The sequence below is a fragment of the Enterobacter cloacae complex sp. P17RS genome (assembly GCF_014895885.1).
GTDB lineage: Bacteria > Pseudomonadota > Gammaproteobacteria > Enterobacterales > Enterobacteriaceae > Enterobacter > Enterobacter bugandensis.
The window spans coordinates 197,851-212,589 of sequence record NZ_JADBQK010000006.1; the positions used below are offsets into that span (position 1 = coordinate 197,851).

The 14,739-nt window shown below is 59.8% G+C and carries 17 protein-coding genes; 5 read left to right on the forward strand and 12 right to left on the reverse strand.

What is annotated here, in order from left to right:
* Nucleotides 1-35: 35 nt before the first annotated feature.
* Both IM265_RS06500 and IM265_RS06505 read left to right on the forward strand, forming a co-directional pair.
* Nucleotides 36-344: a carboxymuconolactone decarboxylase family protein gene (locus IM265_RS06500; protein WP_028015385.1), complete on the forward strand. Its 309-nt coding sequence runs from the start codon at nt 36-38 to the stop codon at nt 342-344.
* Nucleotides 344-724, forward strand: a complete 381-nt coding sequence (locus tag IM265_RS06505; protein ID WP_069733133.1) for a tautomerase family protein — start codon at nt 344-346, stop codon at nt 722-724. The genes IM265_RS06500 and IM265_RS06505 overlap by 1 nt, the downstream gene beginning before the upstream one ends.
* Here the strand turns inward: IM265_RS06505 and IM265_RS06510 are convergent.
* From IM265_RS06510 to IM265_RS06540, 7 genes are all read right to left on the reverse strand, one after another.
* Nucleotides 715-1,779 (reverse strand): DUF2955 domain-containing protein, encoded by a 1,065-nt coding sequence (locus IM265_RS06510; RefSeq protein ID WP_045259544.1) that lies wholly within the window; start codon nt 1,777-1,779, stop codon nt 715-717. The two genes, IM265_RS06505 and IM265_RS06510, sit on opposite strands and share 10 nt — an antisense overlap.
* Nucleotides 1,769-2,836, reverse strand: a complete 1,068-nt coding sequence (locus IM265_RS06515) for an HlyD family secretion protein (protein ID WP_028015382.1) — start codon at nt 2,834-2,836, stop codon at nt 1,769-1,771. Before IM265_RS06515 ends, IM265_RS06510 begins: the two co-directional genes overlap by 11 nt.
* Complete coding sequence (locus tag IM265_RS06520; RefSeq protein WP_047367261.1) at nt 2,833-3,303, reverse strand: MarR family winged helix-turn-helix transcriptional regulator; 471 nt, start codon at nt 3,301-3,303, stop codon at nt 2,833-2,835. Before IM265_RS06520 ends, IM265_RS06515 begins: the two co-directional genes overlap by 4 nt.
* A 149-nt stretch (nt 3,304-3,452) precedes the next feature.
* A complete protein-coding gene (locus IM265_RS06525) occupies nt 3,453-4,148 on the reverse strand; it encodes a helix-turn-helix transcriptional regulator (protein WP_193030170.1) in 696 nt (231 codons plus the stop codon).
* Nucleotides 4,123-4,518: an amino acid-binding protein gene (locus IM265_RS06530; protein ID WP_047367260.1), complete on the reverse strand. Its 396-nt coding sequence runs from the start codon at nt 4,516-4,518 to the stop codon at nt 4,123-4,125. Before IM265_RS06530 ends, IM265_RS06525 begins: the two co-directional genes overlap by 26 nt.
* On the reverse strand, nt 4,511-4,834 hold the full coding sequence (locus IM265_RS06535; protein WP_028015378.1) for an antibiotic biosynthesis monooxygenase: 324 nt from the start codon (nt 4,832-4,834) through the stop codon (nt 4,511-4,513). Before IM265_RS06535 ends, IM265_RS06530 begins: the two co-directional genes overlap by 8 nt.
* A gap of 75 nt (nt 4,835-4,909) precedes the next feature.
* On the reverse strand, nt 4,910-6,322 hold the full coding sequence (locus IM265_RS06540) for an aldehyde dehydrogenase family protein (protein WP_193030168.1): 1,413 nt from the start codon (nt 6,320-6,322) through the stop codon (nt 4,910-4,912).
* Between the two features lie 100 nt (nt 6,323-6,422).
* Here IM265_RS06540 and IM265_RS06545 point away from each other — a divergent pair, with 100 nt between their 5' ends.
* On the forward strand, nt 6,423-7,325 hold the full coding sequence (locus IM265_RS06545; RefSeq protein ID WP_193030166.1) for a LysR family transcriptional regulator: 903 nt from the start codon (nt 6,423-6,425) through the stop codon (nt 7,323-7,325).
* Here IM265_RS06545 and IM265_RS06550 read toward each other — a convergent pair.
* Nucleotides 7,312-7,791, reverse strand: coding sequence for a carboxymuconolactone decarboxylase family protein (locus IM265_RS06550; protein ID WP_014882392.1), 480 nt, complete (start codon nt 7,789-7,791; stop codon nt 7,312-7,314). The two genes, IM265_RS06545 and IM265_RS06550, sit on opposite strands and share 14 nt — an antisense overlap.
* A gap of 101 nt (nt 7,792-7,892) precedes the next feature.
* Between IM265_RS06550 and IM265_RS06555 the strand changes: the two genes are divergently transcribed.
* Complete coding sequence (locus IM265_RS06555) at nt 7,893-9,281, forward strand: PLP-dependent aminotransferase family protein (RefSeq protein WP_193030296.1); 1,389 nt, start codon at nt 7,893-7,895, stop codon at nt 9,279-9,281.
* Between the two features lie 39 nt (nt 9,282-9,320).
* Here the strand turns inward: IM265_RS06555 and IM265_RS06560 are convergent, their stop codons facing one another.
* Nucleotides 9,321-9,482, reverse strand: a complete 162-nt coding sequence (locus tag IM265_RS06560; RefSeq protein ID WP_032644967.1) for a DUF1127 domain-containing protein — start codon at nt 9,480-9,482, stop codon at nt 9,321-9,323.
* A gap of 176 nt (nt 9,483-9,658) precedes the next feature.
* Here IM265_RS06560 and IM265_RS06565 point away from each other — a divergent pair, with 176 nt between their 5' ends.
* A complete protein-coding gene (locus tag IM265_RS06565; protein WP_041911335.1) occupies nt 9,659-11,074 on the forward strand; it encodes a PLP-dependent aminotransferase family protein in 1,416 nt (471 codons plus the stop codon).
* Nucleotides 11,075-11,153: 79 nt separating this feature from the next.
* Here the strand turns inward: IM265_RS06565 and foxA are convergent, their stop codons facing one another.
* The 3 genes from foxA to IM265_RS06580 form a co-directional block, all read right to left on the reverse strand.
* Nucleotides 11,154-13,262 (reverse strand): ferrioxamine B receptor FoxA, encoded by a 2,109-nt coding sequence (gene foxA / locus IM265_RS06570; RefSeq protein WP_112792168.1) that lies wholly within the window; start codon nt 13,260-13,262, stop codon nt 11,154-11,156.
* Nucleotides 13,263-13,383: 121 nt separating this feature from the next.
* On the reverse strand, nt 13,384-14,337 hold the full coding sequence (locus tag IM265_RS06575; protein ID WP_193030164.1) for an AraC family transcriptional regulator: 954 nt from the start codon (nt 14,335-14,337) through the stop codon (nt 13,384-13,386).
* A 138-nt stretch (nt 14,338-14,475) separates the two neighbouring features.
* On the reverse strand, nt 14,476-14,709 hold the full coding sequence (locus IM265_RS06580; protein WP_028015371.1) for a DUF2171 domain-containing protein: 234 nt from the start codon (nt 14,707-14,709) through the stop codon (nt 14,476-14,478).
* Nucleotides 14,710-14,739 lie beyond the last annotated feature (30 nt).

Below are 14,739 nucleotides of genomic sequence, written 5' to 3' on the forward strand. Positions count from 1 at the left end.
GCGAGAGTGATTTCCAGACGACAGGAGGAATAAAAATGAGCACAACACTGAATCGCGACACGCTTGCGCAGGTTTCCCCTAAGCTGGCTGAACTGAGCCAGCAGGTACTTTTTGGCGATATCTGGCAGCGTCCGCAGCTAGCCCCGCGGGATCGCAGTCTGATCACGCTTGCCGCGCTGGCAGCCCTGGGGCGCACCGCGCAGCTTCCCTGGCATATCGGCTTCGCCCGGCAAAACGGCGTGACGGACGACGAAATAGCCGAAGCGTTTACCCATCTGGCGTTTTACGCAGGCTGGCCGGCCGCCGTCAGCGCGCTGAGCAGCCTTGCAGAGGAGAAACAATAATGCCGTTTGTTCGTATCATGACGGGTGACCGCTATAGCGAGATGCAGCAAAAGCAGATCTCGGACATTCTGCACCAGGCGCTGACGGAAACCTTCGCCGTTCCCGCACAGGACAGATTCCATTTTTTTGAATGCTTCGCAGCCGGGGATCGATACATTGATCGGCACTATCTCAGCACGGGCAGAACGGAGGGGGCGATACTGTTTAATATCGTTGCTGGTAAGCCGAGGAGCACTGAACAGAAATCTGCCCTCTACCACCAGCTGGCTGCGCAACTGAATGAGAAGATGGGCATTGAAGGTGGAGACGTGATGGTCGTTATCCAGTTTACGGCCGCTGAGGACTGGAGCTTCAGCGGCGGCAAACGCTATCAGCCCTGAATGACGTAGCGCGTGGCGGCGAAACGGTTCAGGATCAAATGCACCAGAAAGACCATCGTCAGCGTCGCCACCAGCGAAAAGGTCACGGAGGTGATGCGATAGAGATCGCTGAACACCAGGTCGCTGTCCGGGTGCATGTTCTGCCCGAACATAATGCCGATGGTCGTGATGCTGGAAAACCCCACGCCCGCGCCCACTTTCTCCATCACGTGCAGCCGCGCGCCAAACGCCAGGCCGAGGCCAATCAGCGGCATCATCAGCAGCATATGGCTGCTGTGATCGTAGAGGATAAGCTGCACCACCAGAATGTAGAGGCAGCCCAGCACTACCCCGACCACGCGCCAGATGGAGCTCATCACCGCGCCGCGGTAGTGCATAGGGAACAAGATCAGAATTCCTGCCATCAGCGCCGAGAGCGAATCGCTTAAGTCGCTAATCTGAAACACCACGAAAATCATCGTCGCGACGCTGCCGGAGAGCAGCGACTCGTGGCGCACGCGGGCGTCGTCTTTCTCAATCAGCGGCGGCGGCTTGCGGGGCTCCACGTCCGGCAGCAGGTAGTTCATCAGCGCGCTCAGGCACACCGCCATCACGCTCGCTTCAATGTTGGAAAACAGCAGCGTGTGCCAGTTTGTGGTGGGGTAGCTCATAAAGTTGAGCATTACGCTCTGGCACACAACGCCCATCGAGCCGAAGAGGAACAGCGGCCCTTTGCTCATAAAGCGAAAACGCATCACGTAAAGGGCAAATACCACCAGCGTCATGATGACCGGCCATTGGGAAAGATAGCCGATGATAATCACCATTTCGACGCAGTTCAGCGATGCGCTGAAGATAAACTGCTTCGCCACGTGGCGGTTAAAAACTGGCACCAGCGAGAGGAGCATGATCGGATAGACCACGAAAAACACGCCGTAGCTGGTGTTGTAGAAGCTCGATATGCTCAAGGCAATCATCCCGGCAAAAACGATGCGCAGGGTCTGGCGAAAGTCGTTTGCCGTGTAGACGATGTTGCCGTGCGGGGTAAAGACCCGTGCCAGCGTATTAATAGACATAGTGAAGCAGGCTCACCAGGTGGATCTGCATTCCGGAGAAGAAGCGCGCAAACGGCCCTTCGCTGTTGTAGAGCTGCACGGTCGCCCGCGCGCCGGTTGGCAGCGGCTTCGGCAGCGGCTCATCCAGCGTGACGTGAATGCGCATGCGCTGAGCGTCTCGTACCCAGCGGTTAGAGGTCTCCGGCTGGGAGAGCTGGCCGTTAACCGCCTCCTGGCCTGCGAGGATCCCCGCGTCGCTGCTGGCCACGTGGGCGCGGAACACCTGCCCCGGGAAGGCGTCAAACACTACGGCGGCATCGGTGCCCTGACGGGTATGGCGCAGGCTCTTCTCGCGGAAATCGGCCACGATATCGGTCTGGTTGTTTACCAACGCCAGCGCGGCGGAGCCGGATGAGGCGTAAAAACCGGGGCTTAACTGCAGGTTACTGACCGTGCCGTCCGCCTGGGCGTAGACCTTTGTCCAGCCGAGGTTCAGCTCTGCTTCATCCAGCGCGTTGCGGTATTTTTGCAGCGTCACGTTGCGGTGTTCTTCGCGCTCGCCGCGCTGGATGCGCAGGTTCCGGATGTTGGCCTGAATCGTGCTGACGGACTGCTCGCTGCTCTGCCAGGCGGTGCGGACCTTATCCAGATCCGCCTGCGAGACGTTCTGTAACGTGCTCAGCTTCTGATAGCGTTCGAAGGTCACCTTGTCGTTACGCGCGGTCAGCACCGCGGTTTTCAGGCTGGCCTGCGCGGCGGCGATCTGCGCGTCCAGCTGTTCGTTAGAGAGACGCGCCTGCTCCAGCGCGATTTGCGCCGCTTCCACTTTATTGCGAAACGGCGTGTCGTCGAGCTCAAACAGCAGATCGCCTTTCTTCACCTGGCTGTTGTTGTGGACATGTACCGCCGCCACGTAGCCGGAGACGCGCGGAGAAACCGGCGTCACCACGCGCATGACGGTGGAGTCTGGCGTCAGCGGGATCCAGATATCCGCGACGACAAAATAGATAAACATCAGCAGGAAAGAGGCAATACTCACCCTTACCCAGCGGGCAAATTTTTGTTCAGGGGTCATTATTTTTCGGTCTTGTTGTCTTCTTCGCGGATTGTCCGCAAATTGCAGGCGATTTGATTTAACGTGGCGCTGAAAATCTCGATATGCTCCGGCGCGATGTGTTGCGACACGCGCGCCTGATAGGTCTCAATCACCTGAGTGAGCCTTTTTAAAATGGCTTTTCCCTCAGGCGTCAGCGTCAGAAGCCGGATGCGCTTGTCATAAGGCGATGTGGTGCGCAGCAGGTAACCCTGTTTTTCCAGCTGTGTCAGGGTGCGCATCAGCGGCGGCAGTTCAATACCCTGCACCTCCGCCAGCTCACTCATTGAGACGTTATCCCCGAGCTGATGAAGCTGCATCATCACCGTCCAGCTCGACTGGGTTAAGCCGGTATCGAGAATGGCATCATCGATCACCGCACGCCACTGGCGCACGATCATTGCCATCCGCATGCCCATCGGCCTGCGGCAGAACAGTTCTTCTTCACTCATGGGGAAACCTCTCGTCACACGCGGTCAAGATAATAGTTATCAGGGTAAGTATCAAGAAACGCGAGACGAAAGAGCAGGAATTGCGAAAACGATGTCTCCCACTCCCTGTGGGAGAGGGTCGGGGTGAGGGCACCAGCCCGCAGTGGAGTTTAGCGGCTAAAATGCCTCCTGACGGCACTTTTTCCCGAAGCCGTCACCACCACCTCCCGATACCCCGCCACCCGCTGGATCCACCCTTTGCTTTCCAGATGAATAAGCAGCGCCGCGCCAGCTTCGCCTCCGAGGTGAAACCGCCGCTCGCTCCAGTCCAGACAGGCGCAGCAGGCCTTGCGGCGCGGATGAGCGCTTAACGACACGCCGAGCTTCAGAAACTGCTCCCGGCCATACAGCGTGAGCGCTGAACCGTCTGCCTCAAGCCAGCCTTCCGCCTGCATGAAATCGTAGATCTTTACCGCCACCGCGCCCGCCAGATGATCGTAGCAGGTGCGCGCCTCCCGCATGGCCTTCGGCGCGGTGGTTTCCGGCGGCGCAATGCGGCTCCAGGAGAGCCCCATCATCTGTTCGACCAGCTCCGCCACGTCGTGCCCCGCCAGACGATAGTAGCGATGCCGCCCCTGAGACAGACAGGTAATCAACTTTCCCTCCACCAGCCGGGCGAGATGCCCGCTGGCGGTCGAGGGGGCGACGTCTGCCGCGGTGCTCAGTTCGGTGGCGGTCCACGCCCGCCCGTCCATCAGCGCACACAGCATCTTCACGCGCGACGGATCGGCCATTGCCGCCGCCACCGCCGCAATGGCCTGCTCCAGCGCCGCGCCGTTATCAGTCGGTAAGCTTGTCTTTAACATGTGCTGCCCAGGGTTCGGTGATCTCTGCGGCCAGCTTATCATCATCCGTCAGCAGAATAAGGTGATTCGCATGGTCGCTGTACTGGGTAAGAACAGACACGCCGCGTGCCGCCAGCGCCGCCGCAATTTCACCCAGCTCCCCGGGGCGCGCCTGCCTGAGTTTTCTGATCACCGGCTTTCGCACCGCCTGCACGGTAAACCCGGCGTCGAGCAGCACGCGTCGCGCTTTTTCACCATCTTCCACCAGGAAATGGGCCTCCGTACCGAATACGCCACCGCCTTCCAGCCCTACGCCGTTGCGCCCCAACAGCTGTCCAAAGCGCGCCAGCTCGCCGGGCCCGTCGCGGAAAATCACGTGAACGTCATACATCCGCGCGCCCTCCCGTTTCGGAACTGTACTCCCGCACCAGCTGCGCCACGCGAATACGGTAGAAAGAGAAAATCGACTCCCGCCCTTCGGCCTGCGCCGCCTGATGGAAGACGTTCTGCTTCCAGCGGCGGACGGCCTCTTCATCCCGCCACCAGGAAAGGGAAAGAATTTTGCCGTCGGTCGTCAGGCTCTGGAACCGTTCGATGTCGATAAAGCCGTCGATGTCGGCCAGCAAAGGCTTAAGCTCTGCGGCAAGTTGGAGGTAGCGCGCCTGATGGGCAGGCGCGGCTTTGGCTTCGAAAAGGACTGCGATCATGATGGTCTCTCCGCTGTGATGTTGAGGAGAGAATGCAGGATGGAAAAGCACAATGCTTCGGTAAAGAGCGAAGCTTTAGCCCAGAATCGACCTCGGCTCCATAAACGCCCGGATCCCCCACTCGCCCATCTCGCGCCCCACGCCGGAGTGCTTAAACCCGCCAAACGGCGCTTTCGGTTCATGGGCCAGAGTGTTCACCAGCACGCGACCGGAAACAATCTGCTGCGCCACGCGGCGCGCGCGGTCCGCACCGCCCAGCACCACCGCGCTCAGGCCGTAGTCCGTGTCGTTGGCAATGGCAATCGCCTCCGCCTCGTCACGATAGGGAATTACGCACAGCACCGGGCCAAAAATCTCGTCGCGGGCAATCGTCATTTGGTTGTTCACGTCGGCAAACAGCGTCGGGCGCACAAACCAGCCGTCCTGCGTGCCTTCCGGCCGCCCCTCGCCGCCCGCCAGCAGGCGCGCCCCCTCTTCGACACCTTTGCGGATATAGCCCTGCACCCGCTGCCACTGCTTTGCGCTGACCATCGGGCCGACGTCCGTTGATTTATCGCGCGGGTTGCCGGAGTTCACCGCCGCCACGGCCTGCGCCAGCGCGGTTTCGATCTCCGCCTTACGCGAGTAAGGCACCAGAATGCGCGTTCCGGCCACGCACGCCTGCCCGCTGTTCATAAACCCGGCCTGAATCACCAGCGGGATCGCCTGCGCCAGATCCACGTCATCCAGCAGGATCGTCGGCGATTTCCCGCCTAACTCCAGCGTCACACGCTTAAAGCTTTCCGCCGCGTTGCGCAGGATAGCCTTGCCGGTATGCGTCGAACCGGTAAACGAGATTTTTGCCACGTCCGGATGGCGGCTGATTGTGTCACCGACCGTCTCGCCGCGCCCGGTGACGATGTTAAACACGCCCGGCGGCAGAGCCGCATCGCGCAGCGCTTCGGTGACAATCTGCGTTTGCAGGGCGCTCATTTCGCTCGGCTTAATCACCGCCGTACAGCCCGCGGCCAGCGCGGCCGCCAGCTTGCCGCAGATAAATCCTGCGTCGCTGTTCCACGGCGTAATCAGCCCGGCCACGCCAAGCGGCGTCATCTGCACCGTGGCTGCGCCCGCGGGGGTGACGAATTCAAACGCCTCCAGCGCCTCAATCGCCTGAGCAATCACCTCCGCCGGATAGCTGGCCATCCACGCCGAGCGCGAAGCGGGCGCGCCGTACTCTTCGATGACCGCTTCCAGCAGATCGTCGTGACGAGCGGCCACGGCGGCGTGCATACGTTTTAGCGCGGCAATGCGCTCCTGCTTTGTCGTCTGCGACCACGCCGGGAACGCCGCTTTTGCCGCCGCAACGGCGCGCGCTGCGTCAACCTCATCCGCCAGGCGTACCTGCCCGATGACCTGCGCCGTCGCCGGGTTGTATAAATCAAACCGTTCGGTGCCGTGCGGGGTAACAAATTCGCCGTTAATAAAGATCTGTTCGATAGTGTGCATATAAACCTCCTCAGACTGTGTGAGCACAGTCTGGCACGGCTTCTCCGTTGCGATAATCCACGCTATGCTGCAAGGGTTGTTTCGATTTTCAGGATAATCTATGCATCGTTCAGGTCTGACAGAGCTGGAAGTGGTCATGGCGGTGGTGCGGCGCGGCAGCTTTCGCGGCGCGGCGCAGGAGCTCGGCATGTCCGCCACGGCGGTCAGTAACGCCATCGCCGGGCTGGAGAGCCGCCTGGATACTCGCCTCTTTAACCGCACTACCCGCAGCGTGGCGCTCACCGACGCCGGACAGCGCTACGTGGCGCGCGTTGGCCCGGCGCTGCAGGAAATCCGCCTCGCCAGCGAGGAGATCCACAGCGACACCGGGGAACCCGCCGGCACGCTGCGTCTGAACGTGCCGAACCATATCGGCACCCTGTTTCTGGACCAGCTGCTGATCGACTTTATGATCCGCTACCCGAAGATGCGCGTGGAAACCGTCAGCGAAGCGCGCATGATCGACATCGTTGCGGAAGGCTACGACGCGGGGATCCGCCTTGAGGAGTCCGTGCCGCAGGACATGATCGCCGTGCCGCTGACCGGGAAGATCCGCCAGCTGGTGACCGCCACGCCGGACTATTTTGCCCGTCACGGTACTCCGCAGACGCCGGACGATCTGCTTTCGCATCAGGGGATCGGCATGCGCATGGCCCACGGCGGGATCTACCGCTGGGAGCTGGCGCGTCGGGGGGAAACGTACGCCCTTGCCGTACCGCCGCGCTTTGCGACATCCGATCTTTTCGCCTCGATCCGCGCCGTAAAGGCGGGATTAGGGGTAGGATTTTTGCCGGAACTGTATATCCGGGAAGAGCTTGAGCGTGGAGAACTGGTGAGCGTTTTAAACGACTGGGCGCAGCCCTTTGCCGGGCTGCGCCTGTATTACCCCGGCCATCGCCACGTCCCGCCGGGACTGCGGGCGCTGGTGGCGATGATCCGCGAGCGCGGGATTATTCCAGGTTAGCCTTATTCAGCCCGTAAGCCGCGTCCAGCGAGCCGGGCGCCATGCGGGAGGTGATCCCCAGACGGTTCCAGGCGTTGATCGCCACGATGGCGAAGTTCAGCTCTGAAATCTCCACGTCCGAGAAGTGCTCCGCCACGCTGCGGTACAGCGCGTCGCTCACCCCGTGAACGCCAATCTGGGTCAGCGCTTCGGTGAAGGCCAGCGCCGCTTTCTCGCGGGCGCTGAACAACGGGGACTCGCGCCAGGCCGCCAGATGGTACAGGCGCAGCTCGCGTTCCCCGGCGATTTTGGCCTCTTTAGAGTGCATATCCAGACAGAACGTACAGCCGTTCAGCTGCGACACGCGAATGTCGATCAGGTGCTTCAGCGCCGGGTCGATGGAGGTTTTTGCCACCTCCATGCTCAGGGCAGACAGCGCGTTGGCGAGGGCAGGTGTAACTTTATGGTGGTTAACGCGAGTGCTCATTGTCTTTCCTCTTTTTGTGCGGCATGTGCCGTGCGATGAGGCAAATCTACGCCGTTCATGACATAGTAAAAAGATACAAAAAGCGTGAAATGAGGTAGGACATAAAGCCGGGCTATCACGACATTTATTCCCGCTATCGCGACAACATCACGCGCGGCGTGCTGAAGCCGGGCGATAAGGTGCCTGCCATCCGCGTGCTGGCGGAAGAGCTGAAGGTGGCGCGCAAAACCGTCGAAACGGCGTACGCCATTCTGACGGGTGAAGGGTATCTGGTGAGCCAGGGCGCGCGCGGCACGCGGGTCAACCCGGATTTACTGCTGCCGGATAACAATGCCCCTGCGGAACAGCCTACCGGCACGCTTCCGGCCTCGCTTATCAGTCAGCGCGAGCGGGCCGGTTTTCTGCGCCCCGGCATCCCCGCCCTCGACAGCTTCCCGTATAAAAAATGGCTGCTGCTGGCGGGCCAGGCGACGCGCGCCATGCGTCAGGAGGAGATGCTCAACCCGCCCGTCCTGGGCTGGTATCCGCTGCGCCAGGCCATCGCCAGCTATCTCAATATCTCGCGCGGCTTGTCCTGCACCGCCGAACAGGTGCTGATCACCAGCGGCTACAGCGGCAGCCTGCGGCTGATCCTCGACACCCTCGCCAGCCGCAGCGACAAGGTAGTGTTTGAAGATCCGGGCTACTTTATGGGCCAGCAGCTGCTGAAGCGGATCGTGCCGCGCCTGCACACGGTGCCGGTCGATCGCTGCGGCATTGATACGGAATACCTGCTTCGTCACCATCGTGACGCGCGTTTTGCCATCGTCACCCCCTCGCACCAGAGCCCGCTGGCGGTGACGCTCTCCCTGCCGCGCAAGCAGCAATTGCTCGACTGGGCCAGCCAGAACGAGGCGTGGATCATCGAAGACGATTACGACGGGGAGTTTCACTACACCCGCAAGGTGCTGCCGTCGCTGAAAAGCCTCGACCAGCACGACCGGGTGATCTTTATGGGCACCTTCAGTAAAACCATCATGCCGTCGCTGCGCATGGGCTACGTGGTGATGCCCGCCAGCACCGTCGGAGCCTTTACCGACTGCGCGGATATCACCACCAGCGGCCAGCCGGTGCTGATGCAGAAGATCCTCACCGCGTTTCTCAACGAAGGGCATTTTTTCCGCCATCTCAAAAAGATGCGTGCGCTGTACCAGACCCGCCGCGACTGGATGATTGCCGCCCTGCGCGAGGTGTATGGCGATCTGTTTTTCACCGAGCAAAACGACGGCGGGATGCATATCGTGGCGTTTCTCACCAAAGGGAGCTGCGACCGGGAAGTGGCCCGCTGCTGGCAAGAACAGCAGCTGCAGGTCAATGCACTCTCGGAGTGGTATCGCGGGTCGGGCAAACGCTACGGGCTGGTAATGGGCTATAACAACGTGCGCTCGTATCAGGAGGCGCTGGATTTGCTGGAAAGGCCGAAACGGCAGACGCTCGCGCTGTTGAGCTGAAAAACGCCGGGTGGCGGTTGCGCCCTACCCGGCCACGGTTTAAATATCATTGCGGGATAACCCGACGTCCTTGAGCTGCTCGTCGCTCATCTGGCTCAGGATGCGGCGGGTACGGTTGATGCGATACCAGTTGCGGATCGTTTTGCCGATCCAGACAAATACGACGAACGGACGTTTTGAACGGTTCTCGTAGAATTCCATAATGCTCTCCTCACTGTGCCAGTGGGGTTATCATCCTGGAAATCGACCTGCGCAATACAGATGCAAAAACAACTTTTATTTAACATACAGATCCGCTAAAACGGTATCTGCATGCCGTTTTTTGCGGCAATCTGTACTGGTTTAATAAACTGTATGGTGAAAATAAAGGATACAGCATGACACGCTATCAACACCTGGCCAACCTTCTGGCAGAACGCATTGAACAAGGGCTGTATCGCAGCGGCGAGCGTCTGCCGTCGGTGCGCGCCCTGAGCCAGGAGCATGGCGTGAGCATCAGCACCATACAGCAGGCCTACCAGATCCTCGAAAACCTTCAGCTGATCACCCCCCAGCCGCGCTCCGGCTATTTTGTCTCGAAACGCAAAGCCCAGCCGCCCGTCCCGGCGATGACGCGCCCGGTGCAGCGCCCGGTGGACGTCACCCAGTGGGATGAGGTGATGATGCTGCTGGACGCCCGCGCCGACAAAGAGATGATCTCCTTTGGCGGCGGTTCGCCGGACATTAACCAGCCGAGCCTGAAGCCCCTGTGGCGCGAGATGAGCCGCCTTGCGCAGCATAACCCGAGCGAGATGCTGAGCTATGACGTGCTCGACGGGCGGCTGGAGCTGCGCGAGCAGATCGCCCGCCTGATGCTGGACGGCGGCTCTACCGTCTCGGCAAGCGACATTGTGATCACCAACGGCTGCCACGGCGCGCTGTCGATCGCCCTGCTCTCGGTGTGTAAACCGGGGGACATCGTGGCGGTGGAGTCGCCATCTTTTCACGGCACCATGCAGATGCTGCGCGGGTTTGACATCAAGGCGATTGAAATTCCCACCGACTCTGAAACCGGGATCAGCATTGAGGCGTTAGAGCTGGCAATGGAGCAGTGGCCGATCAAGGCGGTGATCCTGGTGCCCAACTGCAATAACCCGCTCGGGTTTATCATGCCGGAAGCGCGGAAAAAACAGGTTTTAGCCCTCGCCCAGCGGCACGATATCGTAATTGTGGAGGATGATATCTACGGTGAGCTGGCGGCGGAGTACCCGCGCCCGCGCACCATTCACTCGATGGACATCGATGGCCGCGTGATCCTCTGCAGCTCGTTTACCAAAACCGTGGCGCCGGGCCTGCGCGTCGGCTGGATTGTGCCGGGGCGCTATTACGACCGGGTGATGCACATGAAATACGCCGCGGGCGGGTTTAACGTGCCGGGCACCCAGATGGCGGTGGCGGCGTTTATTCGCGACGGCCATTACCATCGCCACGTGCGCCGTATGCGCCAGATTTATCAGCAGAATATGGAAACCTACACCTGCTGGGTGCGGCAGTATTTTCCGGCGGAGATTTGCGTCACGCGCCCGCAGGGGAGCTTCCTGCTGTGGGTTGAGCTGCCAGAGAAGGTGGATATGGTGTGCGTCAGCAAGCAGCTGTGTCGACTGAAGATCCAGGCGGCGGCCGGATCGTTATTTTCCGCGTCAGGGAAGTACCGCAACTGCCTGCGGATCAACGTGGCGCTGCCGCCAACGGATAAACATCGCGAGGCGTTGAAGAAGATGGGCGAGGCGATTGTGATTGCGATGGAGGAGTAGTACGTTTTTTAGCGCCGGTGGCGCTACGGAATAGAGTAGGCCGGGTAAGGCGAAGCCGCCACCCGGCAAAATCAACGACTCAGAACTTCCACGAAACGCTGCCCACAATGCTGCGTTCCGCACCGAAGTAGCAGTAAGAGAGCGAGTTACACGCCGCAACGTAGCTTTTGTCCGTCAGGTTATTGACGTTCAGCTGCGCACTCACGCCCGTAAGCCCCACTTTTGACAGGTCATACCCCACGACCATGTCCACCAGCGTGTACGACGGAAGCGTATGGGTGTTCTGGCGATCGCTGGCGATCCCGTTGACATAGCGCACGCCGGAGCCGACGGTCAGGCCGTCCAGCGGGCCGGTTTTGACGTCGTAGCTCAGCCAGGCGCTGGCCATGTTACGCGGGGCATAGACGGCGCGCTTGCCCTCCTCTTCCGGGCTGCTCTTCTTATAGCGAATATCCGTGTAGGTATACGCCGCCTGCATACGCAGGCTGTCGGTCAGCTGACCAATCGCCTCCAGCTCAACGCCTTCGGATTCGATTTCACCGATGGAACGGTACGGATCGGTCGGCTCCTCTTTGGTGGCAATGTTCTTCTGGTTGATGCGGAACACCGAGGCGCTGAACTGGCTGTTCATCCCTTCTGGCTCATACTTCACGCCCGCTTCCCACTGCTTGCCCTTCATCGGATCCAGGATATTGCCCTGCTCGTCGGCAAAGCTGGTCGGCGTAAAGGCGGTGGAGTAGCTGACGTACGGCGCAACGCCGTTATCAAACAGATACAGCAGCGCCGCGCGGCTGCTGAAGTTGTTTTTATCCAGATCGCTGCGGGTGTGGTTGAAGTTGTCGACGTTCGACACGCTCACCTGGTCGTAACGCCCGCCGAGCGTCAGGCGCCAGCGGTCAACGGACATCTGATCCTGTAGGTAGTAACCGGTCTGGCGAAGCTTATGCTTTTCCCTGCTGTACTGGGTGATGTAGTCCGGCTTCGCACCGTAAACCGGGTGGAAGGCGTCAATCGGCGGGAAGCCGCCATAGTAGCCGGTCACGTTGTTGGTGCGGTCCTGATAGTCCATGCCGATCAGCACGCGGTGGTTCACCGCCCCGGTGTCGAAGCTGCCGTCGACCTGGTTATCCAGGGTGATGGCGTTCATCTTCTCGTCGGAGCCGGAATAGCCGCGGTTCAGCTCGGTGTCATTCAGCCAGCCTGCGGCATACACCTGGTTCAACTCCACTTTGGTGTGCAGGTAGCGCAGCTTCTGGCGCACGGACCAGCCGCTGTCAAACAGGTGCTCAAGGTTATAGCCGACCATGTTTTCCCGACGATCGTACTTGTCGTAATCGTCTTCGCCTTCAAAGAACGTGTTGGAGATTTTCTTCCCGCTGTGCGGCACAACGGTGCCCTCGTACGGCAGGCCGGAGTGGCTGCCGCCTTCCGGATCGCGGTGCAGGTAGGCCATCAGATCCAGACGGGTGTTATCGGTGATACGCCAGGTCAGGCTCGGCATCAGCGCGTAACGCTCTTCCTTCAGCGGATCGAACTGGGAATCGGCATAGCGGGTCATCCCGCTGAGGCGCACCGCCACGCGGTCATTATCATCAACCGGGCCGGTGACGTCGAACATCGCCCCACGCTGGCTATTATTCCCGGCGAAGAGCTTGATCTCCCCGCCCGGATCGAACGACGGCTTACGGGAGGTAAGCGCCACAATCCCGCCCGGCGATGAACGGCCATAGAGCACGGAGGCCGGACCGCGCACGACTTCGATACTGTCCAGGAACCACGGATCAACCACCAGCGAGCTGTGGGAGTTGGTGTCGCCCATCATCTTCAGGCCGTCCAGGTAGACGTTGTCCAGGCTGCCGTCAGAGAAGCCGCGCAGCACCATGTAGTCAAAGCGGTTAGACGCCCCAATCTGGTTGCTGTAGACCCCCGGCGTGTAGCTCACGGCCTGCCGCACGCTGGTTGCGCCCTGCTCTTCGAACTGCTCGCGCGTGACGATAGAGACCGACTGCGGAGTTTCAATATCCGGCGTTTCAAGCTTGGTGGCCGCAGACTGCATCTGCGAGGTCACCACCACGGTGTCAGTTTTTTGCGCATCCTGCGCCAGTAAAGGAAAAGCGACGCTACCGGTAACCCATCCCACCAGCAGTGCCAGACGCGATTTAGCAAACATAACCCTCTCCAGAGATATTTCTTATTGTTAATAAGAATTATTACCTTTTTGAGAGTGCAAACGGCTATGCGCGCCGCCAGGTTACGTATGCGTGATGCTAAACCGCACGGGATGCGTTCGCGCGATGGGCGAAATTACGTTAGCGGAGTTTGCGCACGTCGCCCGGTGAAATTCCGTAATGACGACGAAATGCGGTGGCGAAGTTGGTGGCATGCTGATACCCACACATCCAGGCCGCCTGCTGCACGCTGTGGCCTTCCAGCAGATAGCGGCGCGCCAGCGCAAGGCGACAGTCGCGAAGATAATCGAAGAGGGTGCAGCCGTAGCGCTGACGGAACTTGCTGCGCAGGCTGCTTGGGCTCATTGCAGCCAGGGCTGCCAGCTGCGCGAGAGTATGATCCCGTTCAGGAGACTGTTCCAGCATGCTCCGTACGCGTTCCAGGCGCGCATGATCAGGGCGGCTCGGGCAGGGCTGCTGGCGCTGGTTTAGGCCGTGGCCGAGCAGCTGGTACATCAGCCCCTCCAGCAACAGCTTACGCGCGAGCACGCTTCCCCTCTGCTGCTGCGCATGCTGAATGCCTGACATAACAAACTCGGGAACGTGCCAGACAAACGTGGGTGTATTCAGGTTTTGCCATTCCAGCAGCAGCGACTCAAGCAGGGCTTCACGCCCGGCTTCATGCGGGTACACGCCAAACGAGAGCGTTTTCAGCGCGCTGTCGGCGTCGTGACGCGCACTCATCACCTGTTCCTCACTCAGACGGGCGCTGAACGCCATGCCGGGACGAACGTGATAGTCGATGCCATTGAGCGCGATCGTAACGCACCCTTCCAGGACTACCAGCATATAGAGCGGGCTGCTGTGGCGAGATGTGGTTTCGTAGGGTTGTAATACATGCACATCGGAGTGAGTCAGCGAAATGCCGGACGAGAGCGTCATCTCTTCCACATTCCCCTGCAACACCGGGCTGCCGCTGATCTGCTCCCCTTTTAACAGCGGGAAACGGTAGTCGATGCCGTAGCGCTCGCCGAATACCTGAAAATCCTCAACAAAAAATATGCGTTTCGCTGATCTATTTTCACTCTGGAGCATAATTCGGGGCCTGCATCGGGAAAAGGACAGGCAAAACAGTACCATCCATTTGCCATGTCAGCAATCACCGGGCGCAGACACTATTACGCTCCGGACAAAGCCGGAGCGAAGAAATATATTTCTTTACGAGAAATATATTTATGCTTCCTGCCACTCAGCAAAAACCTCTTTATGGTTTTTGGTCAGGATAACTTTATTATCTTCGACCTTATCGACCCAGCCGAGAGGAATAAAGTGGTGCTTGCCGCCTGATTCAGGGTCACTCTTAGCAAGCTTGATACGCTCGCCGTCTAAATGGTCCACAACCCCGACGTGCGTTCCGCAGCTGGCGACAACCTGAGTGTGATCCTTAATTGCGCTTTTATCTACCATAATCTTTCTCCTGTTTCGGTTATTTGCCTG